This window comes from Streptomyces sp. NPDC046727 (genome assembly GCF_040645635.1).
GTDB lineage: Bacteria > Actinomycetota > Actinomycetes > Streptomycetales > Streptomycetaceae > Streptomyces.
Genome location: NZ_JBEYYR010000015.1, coordinates 128,424 through 154,258 on the forward strand (window position 1 = coordinate 128,424; position 25,835 = coordinate 154,258).

At 70.6% G+C, this 25,835-nt stretch carries 31 protein-coding genes; 4 read left to right on the plus strand and 27 right to left on the minus strand.

Going from position 1 to position 25,835, the window contains the following annotated elements:
* Position 1: 1 nt before the first annotated feature.
* Both rlmN and ABZ937_RS20450 read right to left on the minus strand, forming a co-directional pair.
* Positions 2 to 1,108, minus strand: coding sequence for a 23S rRNA (adenine(2503)-C(2))-methyltransferase RlmN (gene rlmN, locus ABZ937_RS20445; RefSeq protein ID WP_361693732.1), 1,107 nt, complete (start codon positions 1,106 to 1,108; stop codon positions 2 to 4).
* Between the two features lie 159 nt (positions 1,109 to 1,267).
* Positions 1,268 to 2,062, minus strand: coding sequence for an oxidoreductase (locus tag ABZ937_RS20450; protein ID WP_361693734.1), 795 nt, complete (start codon positions 2,060 to 2,062; stop codon positions 1,268 to 1,270).
* Between the two features lie 308 nt (positions 2,063 to 2,370).
* Between ABZ937_RS20450 and ABZ937_RS20455 the strand changes: the two genes are divergently transcribed.
* The 3 genes from ABZ937_RS20455 (at position 2,371) to ABZ937_RS20465 (ending at position 4,590) form a co-directional block, all read left to right on the plus strand.
* On the plus strand, positions 2,371 to 2,928 hold the full coding sequence (locus tag ABZ937_RS20455) for a hypothetical protein (RefSeq protein WP_361693736.1): 558 nt from the start codon (positions 2,371 to 2,373) through the stop codon (positions 2,926 to 2,928).
* A 55-nt stretch (positions 2,929 to 2,983) separates the two neighbouring features.
* Positions 2,984 to 3,445 (plus strand): YtxH domain-containing protein, encoded by a 462-nt coding sequence (locus ABZ937_RS20460; RefSeq protein WP_361693738.1) that lies wholly within the window; start codon positions 2,984 to 2,986, stop codon positions 3,443 to 3,445.
* Between the two features lie 398 nt (positions 3,446 to 3,843).
* Positions 3,844 to 4,590: a hypothetical protein gene (locus tag ABZ937_RS20465; protein ID WP_361693740.1), complete on the plus strand. Its 747-nt coding sequence runs from the start codon at positions 3,844 to 3,846 to the stop codon at positions 4,588 to 4,590.
* Positions 4,591 to 4,615: 25 nt separating this feature from the next.
* Here the strand turns inward: ABZ937_RS20465 and ABZ937_RS20470 are convergent, their stop codons facing one another.
* The 7 genes from ABZ937_RS20470 to rpsB form a co-directional block, all read right to left on the minus strand.
* On the minus strand, positions 4,616 to 4,819 hold the full coding sequence (locus ABZ937_RS20470; protein WP_361693742.1) for a hypothetical protein: 204 nt from the start codon (positions 4,817 to 4,819) through the stop codon (positions 4,616 to 4,618).
* A gap of 45 nt (positions 4,820 to 4,864) precedes the next feature.
* Positions 4,865 to 6,166 (minus strand): cytochrome P450, encoded by a 1,302-nt coding sequence (locus ABZ937_RS20475; RefSeq protein ID WP_361693744.1) that lies wholly within the window; start codon positions 6,164 to 6,166, stop codon positions 4,865 to 4,867.
* Positions 6,167 to 6,366: 200 nt separating this feature from the next.
* Complete coding sequence (locus ABZ937_RS20480) at positions 6,367 to 7,500, minus strand: phosphatidate cytidylyltransferase (RefSeq protein ID WP_361693746.1); 1,134 nt, start codon at positions 7,498 to 7,500, stop codon at positions 6,367 to 6,369.
* Positions 7,500 to 8,057 (minus strand): ribosome recycling factor, encoded by a 558-nt coding sequence (gene frr, locus ABZ937_RS20485; RefSeq protein ID WP_361693748.1) that lies wholly within the window; start codon positions 8,055 to 8,057, stop codon positions 7,500 to 7,502. The genes ABZ937_RS20480 and frr overlap by 1 nt, the downstream gene beginning before the upstream one ends.
* A gap of 181 nt (positions 8,058 to 8,238) precedes the next feature.
* On the minus strand, positions 8,239 to 8,997 hold the full coding sequence (gene pyrH, locus ABZ937_RS20490) for a UMP kinase (protein ID WP_361693750.1): 759 nt from the start codon (positions 8,995 to 8,997) through the stop codon (positions 8,239 to 8,241).
* A 216-nt stretch (positions 8,998 to 9,213) separates the two neighbouring features.
* Complete coding sequence (gene tsf / locus ABZ937_RS20495; protein ID WP_361693752.1) at positions 9,214 to 10,050, minus strand: translation elongation factor Ts; 837 nt, start codon at positions 10,048 to 10,050, stop codon at positions 9,214 to 9,216.
* Between the two features lie 174 nt (positions 10,051 to 10,224).
* Entirely contained in the window at positions 10,225 to 11,115 is an 891-nt protein-coding gene (gene rpsB, locus ABZ937_RS20500) for a 30S ribosomal protein S2 (protein ID WP_361693754.1), read from the minus strand.
* Positions 11,116 to 11,390: 275 nt separating this feature from the next.
* On the opposite strand from rpsB, the gene ABZ937_RS20505 reads away from it, so the two are divergent.
* The gene (locus tag ABZ937_RS20505) at positions 11,391 to 11,948 is read left to right on the plus strand and encodes a M23 family metallopeptidase (protein WP_361693756.1); all 558 of its coding nucleotides are present in this window, start codon (positions 11,391 to 11,393) and stop codon (positions 11,946 to 11,948) included.
* Positions 11,949 to 12,054: 106 nt separating this feature from the next.
* On the opposite strand, the gene ABZ937_RS20510 is transcribed toward ABZ937_RS20505, so the two are convergent.
* From ABZ937_RS20510 to ABZ937_RS20595, 18 genes are all read right to left on the minus strand, one after another.
* The gene (locus ABZ937_RS20510; protein ID WP_361693850.1) at positions 12,055 to 12,612 is read right to left on the minus strand and encodes a helix-turn-helix domain-containing protein; all 558 of its coding nucleotides are present in this window, start codon (positions 12,610 to 12,612) and stop codon (positions 12,055 to 12,057) included.
* 64 nt (positions 12,613 to 12,676) lie between these two features.
* Positions 12,677 to 13,519: an RNA polymerase sigma factor WhiG gene (whiG, locus tag ABZ937_RS20515; RefSeq protein ID WP_361693758.1), complete on the minus strand. Its 843-nt coding sequence runs from the start codon at positions 13,517 to 13,519 to the stop codon at positions 12,677 to 12,679.
* A 322-nt stretch (positions 13,520 to 13,841) separates the two neighbouring features.
* A complete protein-coding gene (gene dprA / locus ABZ937_RS20520) occupies positions 13,842 to 15,002 on the minus strand; it encodes a DNA-processing protein DprA (RefSeq protein WP_361693760.1) in 1,161 nt (386 codons plus the stop codon).
* A complete protein-coding gene (locus ABZ937_RS20525) occupies positions 14,999 to 16,624 on the minus strand; it encodes a YifB family Mg chelatase-like AAA ATPase (RefSeq protein WP_361693762.1) in 1,626 nt (541 codons plus the stop codon). Before ABZ937_RS20525 ends, dprA begins: the two co-directional genes overlap by 4 nt.
* Complete coding sequence (locus ABZ937_RS20530; protein WP_361693764.1) at positions 16,625 to 17,017, minus strand: YraN family protein; 393 nt, start codon at positions 17,015 to 17,017, stop codon at positions 16,625 to 16,627.
* Between the two features lie 106 nt (positions 17,018 to 17,123).
* Positions 17,124 to 17,432, minus strand: a complete 309-nt coding sequence (locus tag ABZ937_RS20535) for a DUF2469 domain-containing protein (protein WP_014675276.1) — start codon at positions 17,430 to 17,432, stop codon at positions 17,124 to 17,126.
* 56 nt (positions 17,433 to 17,488) lie between these two features.
* Positions 17,489 to 18,019 carry an NUDIX hydrolase gene (locus ABZ937_RS20540; RefSeq protein WP_361693766.1) on the minus strand — a complete coding sequence of 177 codons (531 nt, stop codon included), beginning with the start codon at positions 18,017 to 18,019 and terminating at the stop codon, positions 17,489 to 17,491.
* Complete coding sequence (gene lepB / locus ABZ937_RS20545) at positions 18,009 to 18,794, minus strand: signal peptidase I (protein ID WP_361693768.1); 786 nt, start codon at positions 18,792 to 18,794, stop codon at positions 18,009 to 18,011. Before lepB (ABZ937_RS20545) ends, ABZ937_RS20540 begins: the two co-directional genes overlap by 11 nt.
* A gap of 78 nt (positions 18,795 to 18,872) precedes the next feature.
* Positions 18,873 to 19,208 (minus strand): hypothetical protein, encoded by a 336-nt coding sequence (locus tag ABZ937_RS20550; RefSeq protein ID WP_361693770.1) that lies wholly within the window; start codon positions 19,206 to 19,208, stop codon positions 18,873 to 18,875.
* 31 nt (positions 19,209 to 19,239) lie between these two features.
* Positions 19,240 to 20,253 (minus strand): signal peptidase I, encoded by a 1,014-nt coding sequence (gene lepB, locus ABZ937_RS20555; protein WP_361693772.1) that lies wholly within the window; start codon positions 20,251 to 20,253, stop codon positions 19,240 to 19,242.
* Positions 20,141 to 21,232, minus strand: coding sequence for a signal peptidase I (lepB, locus tag ABZ937_RS20560; RefSeq protein WP_361693774.1), 1,092 nt, complete (start codon positions 21,230 to 21,232; stop codon positions 20,141 to 20,143). Before lepB (ABZ937_RS20560) ends, lepB (ABZ937_RS20555) begins: the two co-directional genes overlap by 113 nt.
* Positions 21,225 to 21,926, minus strand: a complete 702-nt coding sequence (gene lepB, locus ABZ937_RS20565; RefSeq protein ID WP_361693776.1) for a signal peptidase I — start codon at positions 21,924 to 21,926, stop codon at positions 21,225 to 21,227. Before lepB (ABZ937_RS20565) ends, lepB (ABZ937_RS20560) begins: the two co-directional genes overlap by 8 nt.
* Before the next feature lie 48 nt (positions 21,927 to 21,974).
* Positions 21,975 to 22,325, minus strand: a complete 351-nt coding sequence (rplS, locus tag ABZ937_RS20570) for a 50S ribosomal protein L19 (protein ID WP_181807497.1) — start codon at positions 22,323 to 22,325, stop codon at positions 21,975 to 21,977.
* 136 nt (positions 22,326 to 22,461) lie between these two features.
* Entirely contained in the window at positions 22,462 to 23,295 is an 834-nt protein-coding gene (trmD, locus tag ABZ937_RS20575; RefSeq protein ID WP_361693778.1) for a tRNA (guanosine(37)-N1)-methyltransferase TrmD, read from the minus strand.
* A complete protein-coding gene (gene rimM / locus ABZ937_RS20580; protein WP_361693780.1) occupies positions 23,295 to 23,837 on the minus strand; it encodes a ribosome maturation factor RimM in 543 nt (180 codons plus the stop codon). The genes trmD and rimM overlap by 1 nt, the downstream gene beginning before the upstream one ends.
* Positions 23,838 to 23,919: 82 nt before the next feature.
* Positions 23,920 to 24,159: an RNA-binding protein gene (locus ABZ937_RS20585; RefSeq protein WP_003973401.1), complete on the minus strand. Its 240-nt coding sequence runs from the start codon at positions 24,157 to 24,159 to the stop codon at positions 23,920 to 23,922.
* Positions 24,160 to 24,164: 5 nt separating this feature from the next.
* Complete coding sequence (gene rpsP / locus ABZ937_RS20590) at positions 24,165 to 24,584, minus strand: 30S ribosomal protein S16 (RefSeq protein ID WP_184970374.1); 420 nt, start codon at positions 24,582 to 24,584, stop codon at positions 24,165 to 24,167.
* 331 nt (positions 24,585 to 24,915) lie between these two features.
* Positions 24,916 to 25,512: a hypothetical protein gene (locus ABZ937_RS20595; RefSeq protein WP_361693782.1), complete on the minus strand. Its 597-nt coding sequence runs from the start codon at positions 25,510 to 25,512 to the stop codon at positions 24,916 to 24,918.
* Positions 25,513 to 25,835 lie beyond the last annotated feature (323 nt).

The following is a 25,835-nucleotide window of genomic DNA, read 5'->3' on the forward strand; positions in this document are numbered from 1 at the left end:
ATTACCGCTCGGTGGCCGCGAGCTGACCGCAGGCTCCGTCGATCTCCTGACCGCGGGTGTCCCGGATGGTGACGGGCACCCCGTGCGCGGCGATGGCCTCGACGAACGCCTTCTCGTCCTCGGGCCGCGACGCGGTCCACTTGGACCCCGGAGTCGGGTTCAGCGGAATGAGGTTGACGTGCACGGGCTTGCCCTTGAGCAGCCGCCCGAGCCGGTCCCCCCGCCACGCCTGGTCGTTGATGTCCCGGATGAGCGCGTACTCGATGGACAGCCGGCGACCGCTCTTCTCGGTGTACTCGAACCCGGCGTCCAGCACCTCGCGCACCTTCCACCGCGTGTTCACGGGGACGAGGGTGTCGCGCAGCTCGTCGTCGGGGGCGTGCAGGGAGATCGCGAGCCGGCACTTGAAGCCCTCGTCGGCGAACCGGTGGATGGCCGGCACGAGCCCGACGGTCGAGACCGTGATCCCTCGCTGCGAGAGCCCGAGGCCGTCGGGCGCGGGATCGGTGAGGGCCCGGATGGCACCCACGACCCGGTTGTAGTTGGCGAGCGGCTCGCCCATGCCCATGAAGACGATGTTGGACAGTCGCGCGGGCCCGCCCGGCACCTCGCCGTCCCGCAGGGCCCGCATGCCGTCGACGATCTGGTGGACGATCTCGGCGGTGGACAGATTCCGGTCCAGCCCCGCCTGCCCGGTCGCGCAGAACGGGCAGTTCATCCCGCATCCGGCCTGCGAGCTGATGCACATGGTGACCCGGTCCGGATACCGCATCAGCACGGACTCGACCAGCGTGCCGTCGAACAGCCGCCACAGCGTCTTGCGGGTGGTCCCCTCGTCGGTGGACAGATGCCGGACGACGGTCATCAGCTCCGGGAACAGGGCTTCCTGGAGCTTGGCACGCGAACCGGCGGGAATGTCGGTCCACTGCTCCGGGTCGTGCGCGTACCGCGCGAAGTAGTGCTGCGAGAGCTGCTTGGCACGGAACGGCTTCTCACCGATCCCGGCCACCGCGTCCTTGCGCTCGGCGGGCGTGAGGTCGGCGAGATGCCGCGGCGGCTTCTTGGCTCCGCGCGGGGCGACGAAAGTGAGTTCTCCGGGCTTAGGCATGGCTGTACCAGTGTCGCAGATCCACATGGGTGACCTGGAGCTGTCGCTCCGGACGACTGTCATCGGTGGTCGTCACCCTGTAGGACCAGGTCACGGCGCCATCTTTCGATCCCTACCGCCCGGCGCTCGGCAACCGGGTGTGCAGGCAGGGGCAAGAGATCACAATGTCTTGACCTGGCCGCCATCGATGGTGAACTCGGCTCCTGTGATGTTGCCGGCGAGCGGGGAGGCGAGGAAGAGAGCCAGATCGGCGACTTCGTGAGCTTCGGTGACGCGTCCTGTGGAGATGCCCATGCTCTGCGGCACGACCGCATCGATGGCTTCCTGCGCGGTGGTGCCGGCCTGGGCTGCCGTGGCATCGGCGAAGCCGCCCGGCGCGGTCCAGAAGGGAGTGCGAACCGGCCCCGGGGCGATCGCGTTGACCCGGACGCCTCGCGGTGCGAACTCCTCGGACAGCGACTTTGTCAGGCTGCTCAGCCCGGCCTTGGCCGCGGAGTAGTCCACGACCATGGGGAAGGGTAGACGCGCGTTGATGGAGCTGATGTTGATGATGGAACCCCCGTCCACGGCCAGCAGGTGAGGAAGCGCAGCGCGGCTGGCCCGGACCGCGCTGAACAGGGTCATGTCGAAGATCCGTTGCCACTCGGCGTCGTCGATGTCCAGGAAGCTCGGACGGGGCGTCGCGGTACCCACATTGTTGACCAGGACGTCGACCCTGCCGTACTGGTCCACCGCGTGTCGGACGAGTGCGCCCGGTCCGTCTGCGGTGGACAGGTCGACCGGGACTGCTGTGACGCCGTACTTCTCGTGGAGCCCTTTGAGCTCGGGAGTAATGCTCCGGCTGCCGACGGTGACATGTGCGCTTTCACGGGCGAACGCATCGGCGATGGCGAGGCCGATGCCCTTGCTCGCTCCGGTGACGACGGCGACCCTGCCCTTGAGCTGGAGGTCCATGGCGGTCCTTTTCCGGGTTGGTCACCCCCTGTATCGAGGGTAGGCAGAACCGGCGCCGCCGGCTCAGGCGGGCAGCAGATCGGGTTGTCGGCGGGACGATGCCGCTCCTCGGCATCCACGTCGAGGGCAGTCTGTTGCTGGGGCCGCTCATGCTCGTCGTCGGGCGAGGGACTCGACACGACCTGCCCTCGATCGGATGGGCCGCTGCCGCCGTTGGGTGGCGCGCTGAACCCCGTTTTGGCCGCAACACCAGGGGCATACGGGTACCAAGTGGTGCATAACGGGCAGATCAAGGGGGCTCGACCGCAATGTCAACAGGGACACTTCTGGCAATTATCATCCCCGTCGTAGTGGTGATCGCTCTCGTCGCCACGGCAGCCTTCTTGTACATGCGCCGCCGCCACCTACGCGAACGCTTCGGCCCCGAGTACGAACGAACAGTCGAGGGCGCTGACAACAGATTGGCCGCCGAGCGTGAGCTCAGTGCGCGGGAGAGGCGCCATGACTCTCTCGACATCAAGCCGCTGTCCAGCAGCGTGCGGGAACGGTACGCCCGGGACTGGACCAGCGTGCAGGACGAGTTCGTGGACCGGCCCAACGATGCCGTGCATGACGCCGACCGTCTGGTCACCTCTCTGATGCACGAGCGCGGCTACCCGACCGGGGAATTCGAGCAGCGCGTGAAGGATCTTTCAGTCGAGCATGGCCGCACGCTGGAGCACTATCGGGCCGCACACGAGATCGACGCACTCAGCGTCCAGCACAAGGCCACGACCGAGCAACTGCGCGGCGCCATGGTGCACTACCGCGAGCTCTTCGACGAACTGCTCTCCGACGGTGGTCAGCCTCGCCACGCCCGGGCCTGAACCCGCTCACCACCGCATGCCGACAGATCTTGAAGGACGAAGGGATGGAGGAGACATGGAACGCGAACACGCGCCGGGCCCCGAGAGGGGACTGTCCACCGAAGACCTGGCCCAGCCCCGCGCCGGCAGCAGGGGTGAACCGCGGGCGCAGTCCGAAGCGCCTGTCTACCCCGGCGAGAGCACAGCCCCGCCTCAAGAGACTGCCGAAGGGCAGGGGCGTGAGGCTGCCGCAGTACCGGACGACGAGAGTCTTCACCTCCTCGCGCCGGAGGAAGAGGAGCATCTCCGGGAGCGGTGGCAGGAGATCCAGAACGAGTTCATCGACGACCCCCAGGACGCCGTACACACGGCCGACTCCCTGGTCGCCGACGTCATGCAGCAGCTCGCCGAGACGTTCTCCGAGCAGAAGCACGAGCTGGAAGGCCAGTGGAACCGGGGCGAGGAGGCGGACACCGAAGATCTGCGTAGGGCCCTCCAGCACTACCGTTCGTTCTTCAACCGCCTGCTCACCGCATGACGGAACACGGGCCCAGGGCGGCTCTGGCGTCCGCCGTGGAGCGGGCGTGGTTCCTGGCGTCCAGGTGGAGCGTGCGACTGTAGATCCCCCGCCGGAGGCACTGTAAGTACCGGTCCGCTCGTGAACACGGCATGCATGCCCTGAGGCACTTCTACGCCTCGGCCCCCTATCCGCGCCGAACGCGCTGGTAGGGGGCTTGTTGCTGCCCGACTACCGCCAGTTCTCCGGGCTTGGGCATGGCCTTACCAGTGGCGCAGATCCACATGGGTGGCCTGAAGAGCGTGCGGATGCCCCACCTTCGGGTGGATTGAATGACGGATACCCGTCAATCCGCCCGTCTCCGTGCTCTGCTTTGCCTGCTCCTCATCGGAAGGAGCACCGGAAAGGGGGAACACATCGTGCGCCAGAAGATTCGTCCCAAGGCGTGGCTCGCTGCCCTCGCGGCCACTGTGAGCGCCGCGGCCGTATTGCTCGCACCGGCCACGGCCCACGCCCGTGGACCCGAGCGAGCAGCCGCCGGGTACCTCAACCTGCACCAGTGCCTGTACTACTCGGGCTCGGCGACCAACCACTTCACCACGGTGGTGCCGAGCAGCGACGGACGCTTCCTGGCGGGCAGCAACGTGTCCGCCACCGCCGACAGCCGGCCGACCTGCGGCGCGGGAGACGGCAACTACGGCCTCGTGCCGGTGCTGTCCGGAGTCAAGGCTCTCGACCTGCGGGCCGGGCGCTATCTGAACGTGCACCAGTGCATGTACTACTCGGATGCGGCCACCAACCACTTCTCGACGGTGGTGCCCAGCAGCGACGGACGCTTCCTGGCGGGGACCAACGTCTCCGACACCGCCGACACCCGTCCCACCTGCGGCGCGGGAGACGGCAACTACCAGCTCGTCCCCGTCCTGTCGGGCGTCAGGACTCTCGACCTGACCACGGGGCGGTACGTGAACCTGCACCAGTGCATGTACTACTGGGACGGGGCCGCCAACCACTTCTCGACGGTGGTGCCCAGCGGCGACGGACGCTTCCTGGCGGGGACCAACGTCTCCGCCACCGCCGACACCCGTCCCACCTGCGGCGCAGGAGACGGCAGGTACCAGGTCGTTCCGGTGCTGTCGGGCGCGAAGGCGTTCGACCTGGCCTGATGATCCGTCGCTCGCCCGGCCGGGCCTAGTCGTCGTCGCTGTCCATGCTGCTGCTCCCGCCCCAGCTTCCGCGCCGCTTCTTCTTCCCGGAGCTGCTCACCGCGTCGCCCAGCGCGAGCGTCAGGATCGCCACGACGCGGGCCCAGCGCGGCCCGCCGCGCTCCGCCCACACCACACAGACGCATCCGCCGACGACGAGCGCCAGGACGCCCAGCAGTAGAAAGATCATGTTCCCCACGACGCCGCACGTACGTGAGCGGTTCCGCCAGGTCCGTCACCAGGTCACGGGCAGGGTCCGCGGCCCGCGGATCAGGCCCTGGCGCTGGAACTCGACCTCCTCGGCGGGCACGGCCAGCCGGATGCCGGGGAACCGGGCCAGTACGGAGCCGATCATGACCTCCGCCTCCATACGGGCCATGCCAGCGGCCAGGCAGTGGTGCGGGCCGTGGCCGAAGGCCAGGTGGGCGCGGTTCTCGCGGTCGAAGTCCAGGGCGTCCGGGTCGGGGAACACCTCGGGGTCGCGGTTGGCGGCGACGTACGCGTTGTAGACCACGTCACCGGCGCGGATCAGTCGGCCGCCGACCTCGACGTCCTCGGTGGCGACGCGGGGGATGCCGACGCCGTTGCGGTGCGGGACGTAGCGGAACAGCTCCTCCACGGCTCGGGGCAGCAGCTCCGGCTCGCGGCGCAGCCGGTCCAGCCGGTCCGGGTGCGTGAGCAGCGCGTACATCATCGAACCGCTGTTGTTGCGGACCGCGTGGCCGCCGCTGACCTTGACGGCGATGGCGAGGGAGATCGCCTCGTCGTCGGTGATCTCGCCCGCCGCGGCCGACCGCGCCAGCACTCCGGCCAGGTCCTCGCGGGGTTCCTCGCGGCGGCGCCGGAGCAGTTCGACGATCCGGGCCCGGGTGGCCCGCGCGGCCTCCTTCGCGCGCTCCTCGGACCCGGCTCCCGCGGACAGCAGGGCCTCGCCCGTCTCCGCCCAGCGGTGCCAGTCCCTCTCCTCCACGCCGAGGAAGTCGCGGATCACGGCGATCGGGAAGGGGCCGTGCAGATGTTCCATGAGGTCGGCCGGTGCGCCGGCGCGTGCCATCCCGTCGAGCAGTTCGGCGGCCCGGCGCTCGGCGAGCGGGCGCAGCCGCCGCATGCTCTCCCCGGTGAACGCGCGGGCCACCACCCGGCGCAGCAGGCTGTGCCGGGGCGGATCGATGTACTGCAGGCCCGCCGTCTGCGAGGCCACCGGCACCGGGCGCATGGTGGTGACGTCCCGGCCGACGACCCGGGCCCGCGAGAAGCGCGGATCGGCGGTGACGAGGCGGACATCCTCGTACCTCGTGACCAGCCAGGCGTACCCGTCGCCGTACGGCAGCCTGATCCGGCTGACCGGCTCCTCACGCAACAGCTCGTCCAGGAACGGGTCGGGGTCGAGCGCGGGCAGATCATCCACGGGCCAGAACCGCACGGGCGGGGGTGGCGGGGCGAGCGGGGCCGGGGCCGGGTCGAGCGGGGCAGAGGCAGGGGCGGCTGTCGGATCGAGCGGGGCCGAGGCGGGGGTGGTGGTCGGGTCGAGGGGCATCGGGCGTACTCCCTGCTGCTTCGCCGGGCGGCGGGGACAGGCCGTCCTGTGAGGGAGTCTGCCGCGCACGGGCTTCGGCCGCCGATTTGTGCTGCGGCATCCGGGGGCCGGTCTCCTCGTGCGGTCCCGGATCCCGGGCACGACGACGGCCCCCGCCCTGCGATCAGGACGGGGGCCGTAGAGCCGTACCGCGTTCTGCGTCAGCTGCTGCCGACGAAGACCACCATCAGCAGCCACACCACGGGTGCCGTGGGCAGCAGCGAGTCCAGTCGGTCCATGATGCCGCCGTGCCCGGGAAGCAAGGTGCCCATGTCCTTGATGCCCAGGTCCCGCTTGATCATGGATTCGCCGAGGTCGCCCAGCGTGGCGCTGGCCGCGACCGCGAGGCCCAGCAGCAGGCCCTGCCACCAGGCGCCGTCGTCGATCAGGAACTGCATGCACAGCGCGCCCGCGACCATCGCGAACAGCACCGCGCCCAGCAGGCCCTCACGGGTCTTGCCGGGGCTGATGCGCGGGGCGAGCCTGTGCTTGCCGAAGCGCCAGCCGACCGCGTACGCGCCGGTGTCGCTGACGACGGTGAGGAGCAGGAAGGTCAGGACCCGCCAGGGTCCGTCGGCGGCGGTGAGCATCAGCGCGACGAACGTGGCCAGGAACGGCACGTAGAACGCCGCGAAGACGCCGGCCGTGACGTCCTTGAGGTAGCCCTCCGGCGGTTCCGTCATCCGCCAGACCAGCACGGCCAGCGCGGTGAGGGCCATGGCGACCCACGCGCCCTCGGCGCCGCGCACATAGCCGGCGACGACCATCGCCGCACCGCCGACCGCGAGCGGCACGAGCGGAGCCTTGATGCCCTTGCGCTCCTGGAGCCTGCTGGTCAGCTCCCACAGACCGACGACGACGGCGACCGCGATCACGCCGACGAAGACGGCCTTCTTGATGAACAGGGACGCGACGATCACCACACCGAGCCCGACACCGACACCTATGGCCGCGCTCAGGTCACGGCCCGCGCTCTTCTTCTGCGGCGCTGGCGCCGGCTGCGGGGCGTCGGGCATGGGCTCCGGGTTCTGGGTCTCGGCCGGGAGTTCCCGGGCCTGGAACGTCTCGTCTTGGAACAAGGGGCCGCTCAGCCGAGCGGCCCCCCGATCGTCGTCCTGGTCTCCGCCGTACGCGGGTCCGTCGGGCACGATGGGCATGGGGCGAGTCTGCTGCGCCTCAGGCGCATCGTACGCGGGACCCGCCGGGGCGGCCCCCTGGACAGGCCCGCCCGCGGTGGACCCCCAGTAGCCGGCCTGCCCCGCCGGTGGCGGCGCGCCCCAGGAAGAGTCGCTCATCAGACTTCGAGCAGCTCCGCTTCCTTGTGCTTGAGAAGCTCGTCGACCTGGGCGACGTACTTCGCCGTCAGGTCGTCGAGGTCCTTCTCCGCACGGCGGCCCTCGTCCTCGCCGACCTCGCCGTCCTTGATCAGCTTGTCGATGGCGTCCTTGGCCTTGCGGCGCACGGAACGGATCGAGACCTTCGAGTCCTCGCCCTTGGCCTTCGCGACCTTGATGTACTCGCGGCGGCGCTCCTCGGTCAGCTCGGGGAACACCACTCGGATGATGTTGCCGTCGTTGCTGGGGTTGACGCCCAGGTCGGAGTCGCGGATCGCCTGCTCGATGTTGCGCAGCGCGGACTTGTCGAACGGGGTCACGACCGCCATGCGCGGCTCCGGCACGGAGAACGAGGCCAGCTGGTTGATCGGCGTCAGGGCACCGTAGTAGTCGGCCACGATCTTGTTGAACATCGCCGGGTGCGCACGGCCGGTGCGGATCGCGGCGAAGTCCTCCTTGGCGACCACGACGGCCTTCTCCATCTTCTCCTCGGCTTCGAGGAGGGTCTCTTCGATCACCACTTGCTCCTGCGTGTCTTGAGTGAGGCCCGGCTGCGGTTCCTCGTCGGGGCGGCGGCCGGCTGCGTCGCGTCTTCTTCCTGCACGGTTCCCGACCGGCAGGACATTGTCCATCCCCCGGCCAGGGTGCGTCCCGTCCGTCCCTCGGACAGGTGTCTTACCCGGGTGCGGGGTGTGCCGGTCAGTTCCGGCTGCCCTGGTCACCCACCAGCGTGCCGATCTTCTCACCCTTGACGGCGCGGGCGATATTGCCCTCCGCCAGAAGCTCGAAGACGAGGATCGGGAGCTTGTTGTCGCGGCACAGCGTGATGGCGGTGGCGTCGGCGACCTTGAGGTCCCGGGTGATGACCTCGCCGTAGCCGAGGGCGTCGAACTTGACGGCGTCGGGGTTGGTCTTGGGGTCGGAGTCGTAGACCCCGTCCACGCCGTTCTTGCCCATGAGCAGCGCCTCGGCGTCGATCTCCAGGGCGCGCTGGGCGGCGGTGGTGTCGGTGGAGAAGTAGGGCATGCCCATACCGGCGCCGAAGATGACCACGCGGCCCTTCTCCAGGTGGCGCACGGCGCGCAGCGGGATGTACGGCTCGGCGACCTGGCCCATGGTGATGGCGGTCTGCACCCGGGACTGGATGCCCTCCTTCTCCAGGAAGTCCTGGAGGGCGAGGCAGTTCATCACGGTGCCGAGCATGCCCATGTAGTCGGAGCGGGCGCGGTCCATGCCGCGCTGCTGGAGTTCGGCGCCGCGGAAGAAGTTGCCGCCGCCGATGACGACCGCGATCTGCGCCCCGTCGCGCACGACGGCCGCGATCTCGCGGGCGATCTTGTGCACCACGTCGGGGTCGACGCCCAGGCCCCCGCCACCGGAGAAGGCCTCTCCGGACAGCTTCAGCAGAAACCGGCCGCGTACTTTGCCGTCGTCGCTCTTCTGGGCCTTGGTGGTCATGGGGGATCCCGCCTCTTTCACGTGTTGCACATACGAAGAAGGCCATTGCCGATGGGGTTGCTTTTCGCTCCCATGCGCGGCAATGGCCTCCTCGTCAGATCTGCTGCCGTCCGCCCCACGCCCGGGTGTGGCGGTGTGCGCGGACGACTGCGGTCGACCCTATCGGGAATTCCCGGGGGATTTCCCCGTGGGTCGGGAGTCGATCGCGGTACGGACTCAGATGCCGACCTTGATGCGCGTGAAGCGCTTCAGGGTGACACCGGCCTCGTCCAGAACCTTCTGGACCGACTTCTTGTTGTCGAGCGCGTACGGCTGGCCGAGCAGCGTGGCGTCCTTGAAGAAGCCGTTCAGACGACCCTCGACGATCTTGGCGATCGCGGCCTCGGGCTTACCCTCGGCGCGGGTGGTCTCCTCGGCGATACGACGCTCGGACTCGACGACGTCGGCCGGGATGTCCTCCTTCGCGAGGAACTTCGGCGCGAAGGCGGCGATGTGCTGGGCGACGCCCCTGGCGACCTCGGTGTTCGGCTTGTCCAGCTCGACCAGGACACCGATCTGCGGGGGCAGGTCGGGCATGGTGCGGTGCATGTAGGCGAGCACGAAGCCGTCGGCGAACTGCGCGAAGCGGTCCAGGACGATCTTCTCGCCGAGGTTGGCGTTGGCCTCGTCCACGAACGCCTGGACGGTCTTGCCGGGCTCGATCTCGGAGGCCAGCAGGGCCTCGATGTCGGCCGGGTTCGTCTTGGCGACGTGCTCGGCGATGGCGTTGGCCACGGCCTGGAACTTCTCGCCCTTGGCGACGAAGTCCGTCTCGCACTTCAGCTCGACCAGGACACCGGAGGAGTTGTCGTCGGCGATGATGGAGACCACGGCGCCGTTCTCGGCGGAGCGGCCCTCGCGCTTGGCGACGCCCTTCTGGCCCTTGATGCGGAGCGCCTCGACGGCCTTGTCGACGTTGCCCTCGGCCTCGTCCAGCGCCTTCTTGCAGTCCATCATGCCGGCGCCGGTCAGCTCACGGAGCTTCTTGACGTCGGCGGCGGTGTAGTTCGCCATGAGTCTGTGAGTCTTTCTCGAAGTCTGGAAGATCTTCAGATCCGCACGGTGTGCGCTCCACATGTTCCGCGGAACACCTACGCCGTGCCGACCTACGGGTGAACAGCGGGGGCGGACTTCACCGCGCCGGAAGCCCGGTGGGATGCCGTACCGCCCCCGCCGTCAACGCTGACGTCAGGCCTGCTCGCCCTCGGCGGCCTTCTCGCCCTCGGCCGGAGCGGCCTCGGCAGCGGCGGCCTCGGCGACGGGGGCCTCGGCGGCGGGGGCCTCGGCGGCCGGAGCCTCGTCCTTCTTCTCACCCTCGAGCAGGTCGCGCTCCCACTCGGCGAGCGGCTCGCCCGCGGCCTTCTCGCCCTTCTCGCCGGTGGCGACGCCGGAGCGGGCGATGAGGCCCTCGGCGACGGCGTCGGCGATCACACGGGTGAGCAGGGTGACGGAGCGGATCGCGTCGTCGTTGCCCGGGATCTTGTAGTCGACCTCGTCGGGGTCGCAGTTGGTGTCGAGGATCGCGACGACCGGAATGTTCAGCTTCCGGGCCTCACCAACGGCGATGTGCTCCTTCTTGGTGTCCACGATCCAGACGGCGCTGGGCACCTTCTGCATCTCGCGGATACCACCGAGGGTCTTCTCCAGCTTGGCCTTCTCGCGGGAGAGGACCAGGAGCTCCTTCTTGGTCAGACCGGAGGACGCGACGTCCTCGAAGTCGATCTGCTCCAGCTCCTTGAGGCGCTGCAGACGCTTGTAGACGGTCGAGAAGTTGGTGAGCATGCCGCCCAGCCAGCGCTGGTTGACGTAGGGCATGCCGACGCGGGTGGCCTGCTCGGCGATGGCCTCCTGCGCCTGCTTCTTCGTGCCGACGAACATGACCGTGCCGCCGTGGGCGACGGTCTCCTTGACGAACTCGTAGGCGCGGTCGATGTACGACAGCGACTGGAGCAGGTCGATGATGTAGATGCCGTTGCGCTCGGTGAAGATGAAGCGCTTCATCTTCGGGTTCCAGCGACGGGTCTGGTGACCGAAGTGGACGCCGCTCTCCAGCAGCTCCCGCATCGTGACGACGGCCATGGCCGTTTCTCCTTGGTGTTCTCGGTTGTGCCGCGTCCGCCGGACGGCGGTCGCGCCTGACGCCCGCGATGCGCCGTGCCGCGAGGGACCGAGGGGCGCTTGGTACGAACCGTTGCCGGAAGCCGTACCGGGGCGTGCGAAGTCGACCCGGTGACCCGGATCGCCAGAAGAAGTGTACGGGACCGCCGGGCCACCGGGTGACGCCGCTCTCCACAACCGGGGAGTTGTCCACAGGCTCCGGCCGTGACCGGCGGGGGTGCGGGACGGTTTACGCCATGCGATACGTGATGTTGCGGGCGGCTGTGCTGCTGGCGTCGGCGGGTGCTGCACTGACTCCCCCGGCCCGCGCGGGCACCCCGCCTCCGCCTCCCCCGCCGGCCCCCACCGCACCGGTCCCGGCCGTCGCCCGCGCCTGGCCGGTCGGCACCCGCCCGCCGGTCCTCCGTGGCTGGGAACCGCCGGCGACGGTGTACGGGGCGGGGCACCGGGGCGTGGACCTGGGAGCGCCGGCCGGGGCTCCGGTACGGGCGGTGGCGGCCGGCCGGGTGTCCTTCGCGGGGCGGGTCGCGGGCAGAGGCGTGGTGTCGGTGGAGCCGGCTGGCACGGATCTCCGCACCACGTACGAGCCGGTACGGCCATCGGTGCGGAAGGGGGACCGGGTGGCCGCGGCCCAGGTGGTGGGGGTGGTGGAGCCGACCGGCTCCCACTGCGGCCGTACGACATGCGTGCACTGGGGCCTGCTGAGAGGCGAGACCTATCTGGACCCGCTGTCGCTGCTTCCGCCCTGGCTGCTGGCGAGAGGACCGTCGAGGCTGCTCCCGGTCACGCCTTAGGCCCTCTCGTTTGGATCATCCCGGCGTCGCGGGGCCTGGCACGCACATCTGCCGCGCATCTGTCGTGGCTGGTCGCGCAGCCGCCCCGCGGGCGGCACGGGCGGGCTCAGCCCTTCACACCGCGCAGGGCCATGGCCACCGCGGCATCGGTGACGGCCGCAGGATCCTCCGCCGCCCCGAGCTCGATCCGCCGCACCGCCGCGTCCACGACCCCCTGCAGCAGCATCGCCGCCAGCCGAGGCTCCGCGTGCCCCATCTCCGCCAGCGCCTCGGCGATCATCGCGACCAGTCCGCCGTGCGCCGCCCGGATCTTCTCGCGCGCCCCGGCGTCCAGCTCACTCGCGGAGATGGCCACGACCGCCCGGTGCCGCCGGTCCCCCACCAGCGCCAGCTGCTGCCGCACATACGCCTCGACCTTGCCCTCGGCCGAGTCGGCACGCTCCATCGCCGCCGCGACCTCCGCCGCCCACACCGGGAAGTCGACCTCGCACAGCTCCTCGACCACGGCGGCCCGGGACCGGAAGTACTCGTAGACGGACGACCGCGCCAGCCCCGTCCGCTCGGCCAGCGCGGGAAACGTCAGCGCTTCGGTACCGCCTTCGGACAGCAGGGACCGAGCCGCGTCCAGCAGGGCGGCTCGCTGCATCGAACGGTGTTCGGCCACGGAGGCCGCTCGAATCCTTGGCACGTCGACCACTTTACGGATACGCCGTCCGGCGGGGGAGGAATCAGCGTCCGAAGCTCGCCAGCTTGGCCCGCAGCTGCAGCACCGACTTGGTGTGGATCTGGCTGACCCGGCTCTCGGTGACGCCGAGCACATTGCCGATCTCGGCCAGCGTGAGCCCCTCGTAGTAGTACAGGGTGACCACGGTCTTCTCCCGTTCGGGCAGCGTGTTGATCGCCCGCGCCAGGAACCGCCGCAGCTCCCGGTCCTCGGCCACCTCCACCGGGTTGTCGGCGGCGGTGTCCTCCAGCGTGTCCATCAGGCTGAGCCGGTCCCCGCCCTCGCCCCCGACGTGCAGCAGCTCCTCCAGGGCGACCACGTTGGCCAGCGACAGCTGGCTGAACACGGCGTGCAGTTCGTCGACCTCCATGTCCAGCTCGGCGGCGACCTCCGCTTCCGTCGGTGTCCGCCGCAGCCGCGCCTCCAGGGTGGCGTAGGCCCGCTCGACGTTCCGCGCCTTCTGCCGGACCGAGCGGGGGATCCAGTCCAGCGCCCGCAGTTCGTCGATCATCGCGCCGCGGATCCGGGTGATCGCGTACGTCTCGAACTTGATCTCCCGGTCGATGTCGAACTTCTCGATCGCGTCGATCAGCCCGAACACTCCGGAGGAGACGAAGTCGGCCTGCTCCACATTGGGCGGCAGCCCGACGCTCACCCGGCCCGCCACGTACTTGACCAGCGGCGAGTAGTGCAGGATGAGCTGCTCCCGCAGCCGGTCGTCCCCCGTCGCCTTGTACGACCGCCACAGCTCGTCGAGCGTCGAGGGGGCGGGCGGTCGCACGCTGCCACCGTCGCGGGCGGCTGGGGGGATCGCCGCCCGGTCGGACCCGGAGGTGTGCTGGGGCATTCGTCGCCTTGTGCCGTTCTGCCGTGAAGTGCCGTGAAGTGCTGTGAAGTGGGAGGGAGTGAGGTTCGTGCGCTGAAGTGGGCTGACTGGGTGAGGTGTCGGTCTGGTGTCGGGTTGGCTCGGTCTGCGCCACCGCCTTCGTGAGCGTAGCGTGACTGAGGAGTCGCGGTGTGCGAACAGTGAGGCTCCACCCCTGCGCGGGGCACTCGTGCCGGGCGGATGACCCCGTTCCGCAGCTCGCTCTGCGTGACCGGCCACAGGCGCCAACTCCGGGAAACGCCAAGGGCGTCGGGGGTTCCCCCGGACGGCCGAACACGGTCGGTCAGCATGGCCGACGACCACCCCGGACCGAGATCATCGACTGGCGTGTCAACTTCCAGCCATCGCCGTGTCGTTCGACGTAACCAAGTGCTCGGAGTTCGTACAGTCTCGCGATCGCCTCGTCCCGCGTGGTGCGCGCGTCGAGCGCGATCTCCTCGGCGGTGGCCGCACGGTTGCCGGGCAGGGCGGCGAGCACCGTGCGGGCGGCCGGTTCCAGCAGGTCACGCGGGAGGACCGGGCCGCGGCGGGCCGGCGCGAGATCACCCATGTCGCCCACGAGTTCGACGACTTCCGTGGCGTCGGTGACCAGCGTGGCCTCCCCGCGCAGCAGGTCGTGGACGCCGGCGGAGAGGGCGCTGGTGACCGGGCCGGGGACGCCCATGGTGAACCGGCCGAGGCGCTGCGCGGCCCGCGCGGTGGCCAGCGAGCCGCTGCGGCGGGCGGCCTCCACGACGACGGTCCCCCTGGTCAGGGCGGCGATGACGCGATTGCGCAGGATGAACCGGCTGGGTGTCGGATGGTCCCCCGGCGGCAACTCGCCCACCACCAGTCCCTGTTCCGCGATCCGGCCGATCAGGGCGGCGTGGCCGCGGGGGTAGGGCTGGTCGACGCCGCAGGCCAGGACGGCGACGGTGGCACCGCGGGCGGCGAGGGCGCCGCGGTGGGCGGCGCCGTCGATGCCGTACGCACCGCCCGAGACGACGACCCAGCCGGTCTCGGCGAGGCCGGAGGCGAGGGTGGCGGCCACATGGGTGCCGTACTCGGTGCAGGCGCGGGCGCCGACCACGGCCACGGAGCGGAGCGCCCACATCCGCAGACTGGGCCGGCCCCGCACCCACAGCCCGAGGGGCCGCGCGTCCCCGAGATCATCGAGCTGCCCCGGCCACTCGCCGTCCCCCGGACACACGAACCGCGCCCCCGCGGCCCGGGCCGCCGCCAGATCCCGCTCCGGTTCGGCCCGCCCGGCCCGCGCGACGAGCCCCGCCCACCGGGTCCCGCTCACCCCCGGCAGCGCCGCGTTGCCGCTCCGCAGCCGCCGCACCACCTCCCGCACCCCGAACTCCCGCACCCACCGGCCGCCGACCTCGTCCCCCGGCTCGATCACCCGCCCGAGAAAGACCCGTCCGAGCAGCTCGCCCCCGGGGTCCTCCTCTCCGGTCATGTCAGCGCTCCGATGGCCATCGGCACCCCTCGGGGGACACCGGTGCGCAGCTGCAGGGCCAGAGCGACGTCGGTGGCGTCCGGCCGGTCGTGCCCGACCAGGTCGGCGACCGTCCAGGCGACCCGCAGGACCCGGTCGATCCCGCGGGCGGTGAGCACGCCCCGCTCCAGACTGCGTTCGGCCTCGTCCATCGCCCCGGCGGCGGCGTGGTACCGGCTCCGGAGCTCGCGGCCGGGCACCTCGCTGTTGGTGCGCCACGGCGTGCCTGCGAGGCGGGCCGCCGACCGCTCCCGGGCCTGTCGCACCCGGTCGGCCACGGTCGCCGTGGACTCCCCGCGGGCGCCCGGCTCGGTGAGCTGGGCCCGGGTGACCGGATCGACCTCGACGCGCAGATCCACCCGGTCCAGCAGCGGGCCGGACAGCCGGGACTGGTAGCGCCGGATCGCCGACGGCGGACACTCGCAGAGCGAGTCACGGAGCGAGAAGCGTCCGCAGGGGCAGGGGTTGGCCGCCAGCACCATCAGGAACCTCGCCGGGAACCGGACCACGCCTGCGCTGCGGGCGATCACGACGTGCCCCGACTCCAGCGGCTGCCGCAGGGCGTCCAGGGTCTGGCTGTGGAACTCGGGCGCCTCGTCCAGGAACAGCACGCCGCGGTGGGCGAGGGACACCGCGCCGGGCCGGGCGATGCCGGGGCCGCCGCCGACGAGCGACTGCATCGTGGCGGAGTGGTGCGGGGCGCAGTAGGGGGCGACGTCGATGAGCGGCTTGCCCGGGGGCAGCAGCCCGGCGACCGAGTGCACCGCCGTGACCTCCAGCGACTCTTCCCGGGTGAGCCGGGGCAGGACGGCGGGGAGGCGTTCGGCGAGCATCGTCTTGCCCGCGCCGGGCGGCCCCTCCAGGAACAGGTGGTGCCCTCCGGCGGCGGACACCTCCACGGCCGTACGGGCGGAGGTCTGGCCCACCACGTCCGCCAGGTCGTGACCGTGGTCGTGCTGTGCGGCGCCGGTGCTGTGCATGCCGGTGGCGGCGCCGGTGCCCGGGACCCGCAGTCCCGCCAGGAGCGGGTCGGGCCGCCCCTGCTCGTCCGGTGCCTCGTCGGGGACGGGCTCGTCGGTCAGGACCGCGATGAGCTGCCGCAGGCTGCGGACACCGAGCACGGACACTCCAGGGACCAGCGACGCCTCGGCGGCGGCGCACTCGGGTACGACCACCTGCTCGTACCCCGCGTCGGCCGCCGCGAGGACGGCCGGCAGGATGCCCCTGACCGGCCGCACCCGGCCGTCCAGACCCAGCTCTCCGATCATGACGATGTCGGCGAGGACCCGTGGATCGATCCGCTCCGCGGCACCGAGCACCGCGCAGGCGACGGCCAGGTCGAATCCCGAGCCGGCCTTGGGGACCGAGGCCGGGCTGAGTCCGACGGTGAGCTTCTTCTGCGGCCACGCGCCGCCCGAGTTCACCACCGCCGCCCGGACCCGGTCCCGGCTCTCCGTCAGGCTCTTGTCCGGGAGGCCGACCAGGGTGAAGGCCGCCACGCCGGGTTCGAGATCTGCCTGGACCTCCACGACCACGCCCTCGACGCCGACCAGGGCCACCGAGCACGTACGGGCGAATGCCATTCAGGCCACCCCCCGCGCGTGCTCGACGGACGGGGCGCCCCGGCGGGGCAGGAGGACGCCGACGAGGTCGATGCGGACGCCGCCCGGCGGGGCTCCTCCGTGGGCCTGGATCCAGTGCTCGGCGAGTTCCCGGAGCCTGGCGGCCTTCTCGGGGGTCACCGCGGCCATCGGGTGCTCGTACTCCCCGCCCCTGCGGGTCTTCACCTCGCAGACGACGAGCGCGTCCCCGTCCCGCGCCACGATGTCGATCTCGCCGGACCGTCCGCTGCGCCAGTTGCGCTCCAGGATCGTCATCCCGGCCTGGGCGAGCCGCCGGGCGGCCAGGTCCTCGCCGTACTTGCCGATTGCTTCTCGTGCGTTCATGTCGGCACCACCTCCGGCGCCAACCGTCACGCATCCCGTCCCCAGATGTTGATCTTGGTGGACTACTCGGCGGTTGTGGAAAACTCCGTCACCCGAAGGGGCAACGCGGCACGACGCCTCACGAAGGCGCAGGTCATCAGCCGCCCGGCAGCTCCAGATCGCTCTTGTTCAGCTCCTCGATGTTCACGTCCTTGAACGTGAGTACGCGGACCTGCTTGACGAAGCGAGCCGGCCGGTACATGTCCCAGACCCAGGCGTCGGCCATGGTCACCTCGAAGAACACCTCGCCCTGGACCGAGTGCACCTGCATCTCGTAGTCGTTGGTGAGGTAGAAACGCCGCTCGGTCTCGATCACGTATTTGAACAGACCGACGACATCTCGGTACTCCCGGTAGAGCTTCAGCTCCATCTCGGTCTCGTACTTTTCGAGGTCCTCGGCGCTCATGGCATGTTCCCCTTCAGCCGTGCGATCCCACCATTGTGCGCCAGTCCCGGGGACCCTCAGACGATTTCCGTGTCAAGGGTCAGGGGCCTGGCGGGGGGACCTTCGACGAGCAGCGTGCGCAGCAGCTCGGCGAGTCTGGTCGGATACACCGTCTCATGTGCCCGGGTCAGTTCCTGACACGTCCACCAGCGCGCTCCGGCGACGCTGCGCCGCTCCAGCTCCGTCAGCGCCGTCGCCCCGGTGGCCGTCTGGGTCGTACGGGCCAGGTAGTACCACTCGTCCTGGTCCCAGCGGCGGCCCGCGAACGGGAAGGAGCAGCGGCGGCGCCACAGCACGGGACCGAGGTCGACGTCGGTGATGCCGGTCTCCTCGGCGAGTTCCCTGAGCGCGGCCTCCTCGCGCGTCTCGGTGCCCTCCAGGCCGCCGCCGGGGGTGAACCACCAGTCGTCGGCCGGGTCGCCCGGCTCGTGTCCGTGCAGCAGCAGGATGCGGTCCTCGGGATCGAGGAGGACCACGCGGGCCACCTTGCGGGGGCCTTCCTGGTCCTCGTACGACTCGTCCGCCGGCCGCGTGGTCTCAGCGGGCACCGGCGGCCTCCGGGCCGGCCGTGCGGGCGCGGGAGCGGCTCAGGCGCCCCGCGATCGGGCCGTAGGCGCCGCCGCCGAGGACCAGGACCGCGCCGGCCACGACCAGCAGCTCGATGGTGCGCAGCGGGCCGGGCCGGGAGAGCGCGCCGAGCGTCTCGAAGCCGGTGGGGCGCTTGAGCATGCCGTTCCAGGGCCAGATGACGGCGTCCACGCGGGCCGACACGGCGGAACGGGAGACGGTGCCCTGCGCCGCGTCGGTGAGGTGGGCGGTGGAGTCCAGGGAGCCCTGGCGTTCGTCGCCGAGGAGGAACAGCCGGCCCTCGGGGACGTCCACCGTGCCGAAGTTCTTGATCTCGGCCAGGCTGCCCTCGGGCAGATACGGTTCGTCGATCTGCTTGCCGTTGACGGTCAGCTTGCCGTCGGTGCAGCAGGAGACGGTGTCGCCGCCGACGGCGACCACGCGCTTGACCACCTTGGCGTTGGTGACCCAGCTCTTGTCCTCGAAGACGACCACGTCACCGCGGCGCACCTCGTCGCCGTCGACACGCTGGGCCAGCACCCGGTCGCCGGCGTCGATGGTGGGGGTCATGGAGCTGGTGGGCACGGTGTACGGCCGGTAGATCACCGCTCCCCACGCGAATCCGCCGAGGAACAGCACCAGACCCAGTGCCACGGCCAGTCCGGACAGCCGCTGCCCGAGCCGGCCGCCGCCGGCCTGTGCCGTGCCGGTGCCGCCGCCCTGCGGGGCCGTACGCGTCATGCTCTCGCCACCCATGGACCCGCACCCTACCCGGCGGTACCGAACGGGGGCAGCCCCTCTTTTCCGACCGGGGCGGGCGGGACCCGCCGGGGGTCACAGACCGCGGACGGCCTCGGCCAGGTCCGGGCCGTACGAGGCGTCCCAGCAGCACACCGATCCGTCGGGGCCGAGGAGCCCCAGGTACCACTCGCCCTCGTGCCCGACGAGGCACTGCTCGTGGAAGGACAGGATGTGGTCGGGCCGCGGCAGCGGCGTGCGGTCGCCGCGGTCGTCCAGGACGTACACCCGCCGGTCCAGCGAGAGCGGCTCGGCGCGGGAGTCGCCGGAGTGCCGGCGCAGGCGCTCGATCGTCCACCCGTCGGGGAGTTCCGGCTCCGCTCCGGGATCACGCCGGTCCGGCGAGGCCGGCCGGTCGGCCGACGGGGTCATCGCGGTCCGGTGGGGGCGGTCGGTCCGCAGGTCACGGTCGTCCGGCGGGCGTCTTCTCGACGGCCTTGGACTCCAGGCGGTCCGTGCGCCGGCGCCGCCACAGCGCCACCGGCAGTACCGCGGCGACGGCCAGGCCCTGCGGGGCCGCCGTCAGGGACCCGGCGGCGGAGGACTGCTCGCCGAGGCCGGGCTGGTCGAAGGTGTCCGGGACCGGCAGGGTGCCCCAGCGGTTGATCGGCCAGGCCTTGACGATGGCGCGGCCGACGACCTTGTCGACGGGGACCATGCCGTGGTTCTTGTCGGCCTGGTTGTACCGGGAGTCACGGGAGTTCTGGCGGTGGTCGCCCATCACCCAGATGTGGCCCTCGGGGACCTTCACCTTGAACTGGCCGCCCTGGTCGTCCACGCTGCACGGCGTGTTGCCCGGGTAGACGTACGGCTCGTTCAGCGCCTTGCCGTTGACCTTCAGCGGGCCGCTGCCCTTGCACTCGACCGTGTCGCCACCGACCCCGATCACCCGCTTGATCAGGTCCTTCTCCTCCGCCGACGGCATCAGGCCGATCCAGCTGAGCACCTTCTGCGCCGGGTTCGGCGTCGGCGTCGGCTCGCCCGCCAGCCAGTTGTCCGGGTCGTGGAAGACGACGACCTCGCCGCGCTCCGGCTCGGAGCCGAACCACGGGGTGAGCTTGTCGACCAGGACGCGGTCACCCTGCTGGAGGGTGTTCTGCATCGAGTCGGACGGGATCGAGAACGCCTGCACCAGGAAGGTCTTGATCAGCAGCGCCAGGACCAGCGCGATGCCGATCAGGATCGGCAGCTCCTTCCAGAAGGAGCGCGGCTTCTTCGGCAGGGCTGCGGACGCACTCGCGCCCGCGGCCTCGGGGCCGTGCGATCCCGCGCCGTCCGGCGTGCCTTCGTCGTTCGCCACCACATCATTCCCGGAGGTCATGGCGCCGTCCGGAGCGGGAACGTCCGGCTCCACGGGGTGCCCGCGGTGCTCCTCGCCGTCGTGTCCCGACCGTGCGCCAACCGCCACATCCCCCACGCCAACTCCTCACTCTGTGCCGCCGCCTGCCCCGCACGCGGTGCAGGCCCACCACTCCCATAACGAGCGGGAGTTCCGCAGGGGTCGGGAGCTGGGTCATTCCGTTCGGATTCTCCGAGGCAACCCTATGCGACGGCCGGGGAGCAGCGGTCGTACCCGGCGCCGCGTCGGTGACGCTTGCAAAGGTTTTAGGTTCTTCCAGACGCGTCCAGTGGCCGATCGGCCAGCCGATGACCATGGCCCGGCCGACCACCGAGTCCTCGGAGACCGTGCCGCCGTAGGGCGTGTTCTGGTGGGCGCGGGAGTCCGCCGAGTTGTCCCGGTGGTCGCCCATCACCCACAGCCGGCCCTTGGGGACGGTGATGTCGAACGGGGTGGAGGAGGGCGAGTTCCCCGGGTAGAGGTAGTCCCCCTCGGTGAGCGGTACGCCGTTGACGGTGACGCGGCCCTGCGCGTCGCAGCACTTGACGTGGTCACCGCCGACCCCGATGACCCGTTTGATCAGGTCCTTCTCGTTGTCGGACGGCAGCAGGCCGATGAAGGTCAGGCCTTCCTTGAGCTGTTTGACGACGACGGGGTCGCTCTTCTTGGTGGTCTGCTCGTCCTGGAGCCAGCCGCCCGGGTCGTGGAAGACGACGACGTCCCCGCGCTGCGGCTTGGAGCCGAACCACGGGGTGAACTTGTCGACCAGGACCCGGTCGCCGATCCGGATCGTCTGCTCCATCGACCCGGACGGGATCACGAACGCCTGGACGAGGAAGGTCTTCAGGACGAGCGCTATGAGGACGGCGACGCCCACCAGGAGGGGGATCTCCCGAACGGCCGACCGTCTGCGCTTGCGCTTGACCTTGCGCTGCAGCTTGCGGCGTTCCGCGCGCGTGCGTCCGCCACCGGGCGCGGAGGTGCGGCGGGATCCGGTGGGCAGCAGATTGTCGGCGGGGCTGCTGGGCACCCCGCGCGGCTTGCCGCGGTTACCCATGGGCGCCCTCCGCCGGGGCGGCGGGCACGCGCGCGTAGGCGGACGGCCGGGTCAGATGCGTCCAGTGGCGGTACGGCCACACGATCCAGTCGGCGCGGCCGATGACGTCACCGACGGGGATCATGCCGCCGCCGGGCGAGCCGAGGTGGTCACGGGAGTCGCTGGAGTCGCTGCGGTGGTCGCCGAGGACGAAGAGACGGCCCGAGGGCACGACGACGTCGAAGGGCACGCTGGAGGCGCTGTCCCCGGGAAAGAGGAACGCCGTCTCGTCGACGGACCGGCCGTTCACCTCGATCCTCCCGTTCTTGTCACAGCAGACCACATGGTCTCCCCCCACACCGACCACCCGCTTGATGTAGTCGGCGTCCCCGAAATACCCGGTGCCGTCGAACACAATCACGTCGCCGCGGCGCGGCTGGGCACCGAAACGGTATGCCAACTTATTTACGAGAACGCGGTCGCCGATCCTCAAACCCTGCTCCATGGATCCGCTGGGAATCTGGAACGGCTGCACCGCGAAGGCGTTGAGGAGCAGCAGGAACGCCAGTCCGGTGAGGAGAGCGAGGGTGATCCGGCCGCCCGGGAGCCAGTCGGCGACCCTCGCGACCAACGCGAAACGCGACCGGCCCTCCGTACCCGGAGTTCCGGGATGGGAGGAGCGGTCGCGTTCCGTCGGCTGTGCTTCGGTGTCCATCGGGGCGAGATGCTATCCCGCCCCGCTGTGGACGCCTGAGCAGAGCGCTCAGCTCTCGCGCTTCTCCTTGATCTTCGCGGCCTTGCCGCGCAGGTCACGGAGGTAGTAGAGCTTGGCGCGACGCACGTCACCGCGGGTGACGAGCTCGATCTTCTCGACGATCGGGGTGTGCACCGGGAAGGTGCGCTCGACGCCGACGGAGAACGAGACCTTGCGGACCGTGAAGGTCTCGCGGACACCGGAGCCCTGGCGGCGGATCACAACGCCCTTGAACTGCTGCACACGGGAGCGGTTGCCCTCGATGACGCGCACGTGGACGTTGACGGTGTCACCCGGGCGGAAGGCCGGGACGTCGCTGCGCAGCGACGCGGCGTCGACGGTGTCGAGCAGGTGAGACATTTCGTCTGCTTTCTTCGCTGATGCCACAGGTCATCAACGGAAACTAGGGGTTCCAAGAGGACTGCCGTGCGGGTCGGGGCGGGCGTCGTGTCCCCCTGCGGCAGGGGCGCACGCCGGACGGACGCACAACAGCGGTCTATTCTTCCACGCCCTCGGCCCGGCGCCAAAATCGGCCGTACGGCTTTCCTTCCGGGTCCGGTTCCCAGCCCAGGATGGAGAGCATCTCGCGGTCCTTCTTGTCGAAGGCCTCGGGGTCGCAGCGCTCGATCAGGTCGGGCCGGTTGGCCGTCGTACGCCGCAGGGCCTCGTCGCGGCGCCAGCGGGCGATCTTGCCGTGGTGGCCGCTGAGCAGCACATCCGGGATGTCCCGGCCGCGCCAGAGGGGCGGCTTGGTGTAGACGGGCCCCTCCAGGAGGCCGGCCATCGCGCCGGGCGCGAAGGAGTCGTCCCGGTGCGACTCGGCGTTGCCGAGCACGCCGGGCAGCAGCCGGGCCACGGCCTCCGTGATGACCAGTACGGCCGCCTCGCCGCCGGCGAGGACGTAGTCGCCGATGGAGACCTCGTAGACCGGCATCCGGGTCGCGTACTCGTCCATCACGCGCCGGTCGATGCCCTCGTAGCGGGCCGGCGTGAAGATCAGCCAGGGCCGCTCGGACAGCTCGACGGCCAGCTCCTGGGTGAAGGGGCGGCCACTGGGCGTGGGGACGATCAGCGCGGGGGCCTGGGCCCCGGTCTCGTAGCCGTCGGCGAGGACCGTGTCCAGGGCGTCGCCCCAGGGGTCGGTCTTCATGACCATGCCGGGGCCGCCGCCGTAGGGCGTGTCGTCCACCGTGTTGTGCCGGTCGTACGTCCACGCGCGCAGGTCGTGCACATGGACGTTCAGCTGTCCGCGCGCGCGTGCCTTGCCGACGAGGGAGACGTTCAGGGGCTCCAGGTACTCGGGGAAGATCGTGACGACGTCGAGGCGCATCAGGAATCGTCCTCGGACGAGTCGATCACCGCGCGGTCGTCGATCAGGCCCGGCGGCGGGGTGATGACCGCCTTCTGCTCCGCCAGGTCGATGTCGGCGACGATCTCCTCCACGAAGGGGATCAGCACCTCGCTGCCGTCCGGGCGCTCCACGATGAACAGGTCCTGCGAGGGCAGGTGCGAGATCTCGGTGATCCGGCCGACCTCCGTGCCGTCCTCGGTGACCACATCGAGGTCGATCAGCTGGTGGTCGTAGTACTCGTCCTCGCCCTCGGGGAGTTCCTCGGGGTCGATCTCGGCGATCAGCAGGGTGTTGCGCAGGGCCTCGGCGGCGTTGCGGTCGGCGACGCCCTCGAAGCGCAGCAGCAGCCGGCCGCTGTGGACACGGCCGGTGGCGATGGTGAGCGGCCCGGCGGAGGCCGGGTCGGTGGCCAGGACGGCGCCCGGCGCGAGCCGCAGCTCGGGCTCGTCGGTACGTACCTCGACGGTGACCTCGCCCTTGATGCCATGGGCGCGGCCGATCCGCGCGACTACCAGCTGCACGTGTACAGATCTCCTGTCATACGACTGCGGGCCGGGGACGGCCCAGTGGCCCTCCCCGGCCCGAGCCGGTTGCGATGAAGCGTCAGCGGACGTGGTCCACGTCGACCAGGTCGACGCGGACACCGCGACCGCCGATGGCGCCCACGACGGTACGCAGGGCACGCGCGGTGCGGCCGTTGCGGCCGATCACCTTGCCGAGGTCGTCGGGGTGGACCCGGACCTCCAGCACGCGCCCGCGGCGCAGGTTGCGCGAGGCGACCTGCACATCGTCAGGGTTGTCGACGATGCCCTTCACGAGGTGCTCAAGCGCCTCTTCGAGCATGCTGCTCAGGCCTCGGTCGACTCGGACTCAGCCGCGGCCTCGTCCTTCTTCTCAGCCTTCTTCTTCTGGGTGATCGCCTCACCCTTGCCCTCGTCGTCACCGCCGAGAGCCTCGAACGACGGACGCGCGGCCTTCGGCTCGGCGACGAGCAGCGGCGCCGGGGCGGGCTCGCCCTTGAACTTCTGCCAGTCGCCGGTCTTCTTCAGGATGGCGAGAACGGGCTCGGTCGGCTGCGCGCCGACACCCAGCCAGTACGCCACGCGGTCGGCGTCCACCTCGATGACCGACGGGTTGTAGGTCGGGTGGTACTTGCCGATCTCCTCGATGGCCCGGCCGTCACGGCGGGTACGGGAGTCGGCGACGACGATGCGGTAGTGAGGCGAACGGATCTTGCCCAGACGCTTCAGCTTGATCTTGACTGCCACGGGAGTGGATTCTCCTGGATTTGACGTGGTTGGGCACGGCGAGACTGCCGCGTGGGGTTGCGGTACCCGAGTGCCCGATGGACGCGTCAGCCGGAGGAGAGAGGGGTCCTGTGCGGCTGTCGAGTACAGCTAGCCATTGTGCCATACCCTCCGGGCCCCTTCCGGCCGAGGGTGGGCGGAGCGTACTCGGGCAGGTCCGATCGCCACCCGGCGCGGAGGTGAGGTACGTCGGGTGCGCGACTCGGCGCCACGAGGTGCCGCCGGGACAGCGGCACCCTGTCTCGCTCGACCACCCCGGCACCCACGAGATGCCGGCGCTCGTGGCCCGCGACTACGCCGCTCCCATGACCTCCGGGATCCGGAACGGCTTGCCGCAGCCGCCGCAGACGATCGGGGCCTGGGCCAGGACCGAGGGGACCACCCGGACGTTGCGACCGCAGTCGCACACCGCCTTGACGCGGACGCCGCCGCCCGAGGAGCCGTGCCGGGCCGCCGGGCCGCGGAAGGTGCGGGAGGTGTCGGCCGAGGTGGCCGCCGTGTGCGCCTTCAGCGCGCGCTGCAGCCGCTCGATGGTCGGGCGGTACCGCCGCTTCGCCTCGGGGTTGAGCGTGACCAGCGAGAAGCCGCTGCTCGGGTGCGGTTCGTCGGGGTGGTCCAGGCCCAGCTCCTCGGCGATCGCGAGGAAGCGGCGGTTGTGGTAGCGGCCGGCCCGGGAGGTGTCACGGATGCCGCGGGCGGCGGCGATGCCGTGCACTGCCTCATGGAGCAGTCGCTCGAAGGAGAGTTCGTGCCCGCACGCGGACGACGACTCCCCGATCAGGGACTCTGGCGCGGCAAGGTCCGGCAGCTCGGGGTGGTACCGCTGAATGTCGGCCCACGCCTGCGCCAGCTCTGCGGCGAGAACAGGTGGTGTCTGTGTCGTGCTCACGTAATGACAACGAGCGTGGGTGCCGCTGTGTTCCTATTCCGGGGCATCCCAAATAATTTGCACGTACCCGTCAGTTGCCGCTGATGCGTCCTGACGAGGGCGGGTGCGCTGATCTGCGGAGAAGCCGCACAGCTCCTACCAAGCTGGTGCGTAGTCCGCGCTACGTCCCGCTGGTGAGCCCTGAGGCGACGGTGGCCGGCTGCCGCGCAAGAGAGGTTTCGGCCGCTCTCGGCGCGCGGTCCCACTCCGCTCAGCGTCCCCGGCCGTCGTGACGTTACCGCCCGCCGTCCCGTCCCCCGTCACCGGCCCGCGCCCCGGAGCGG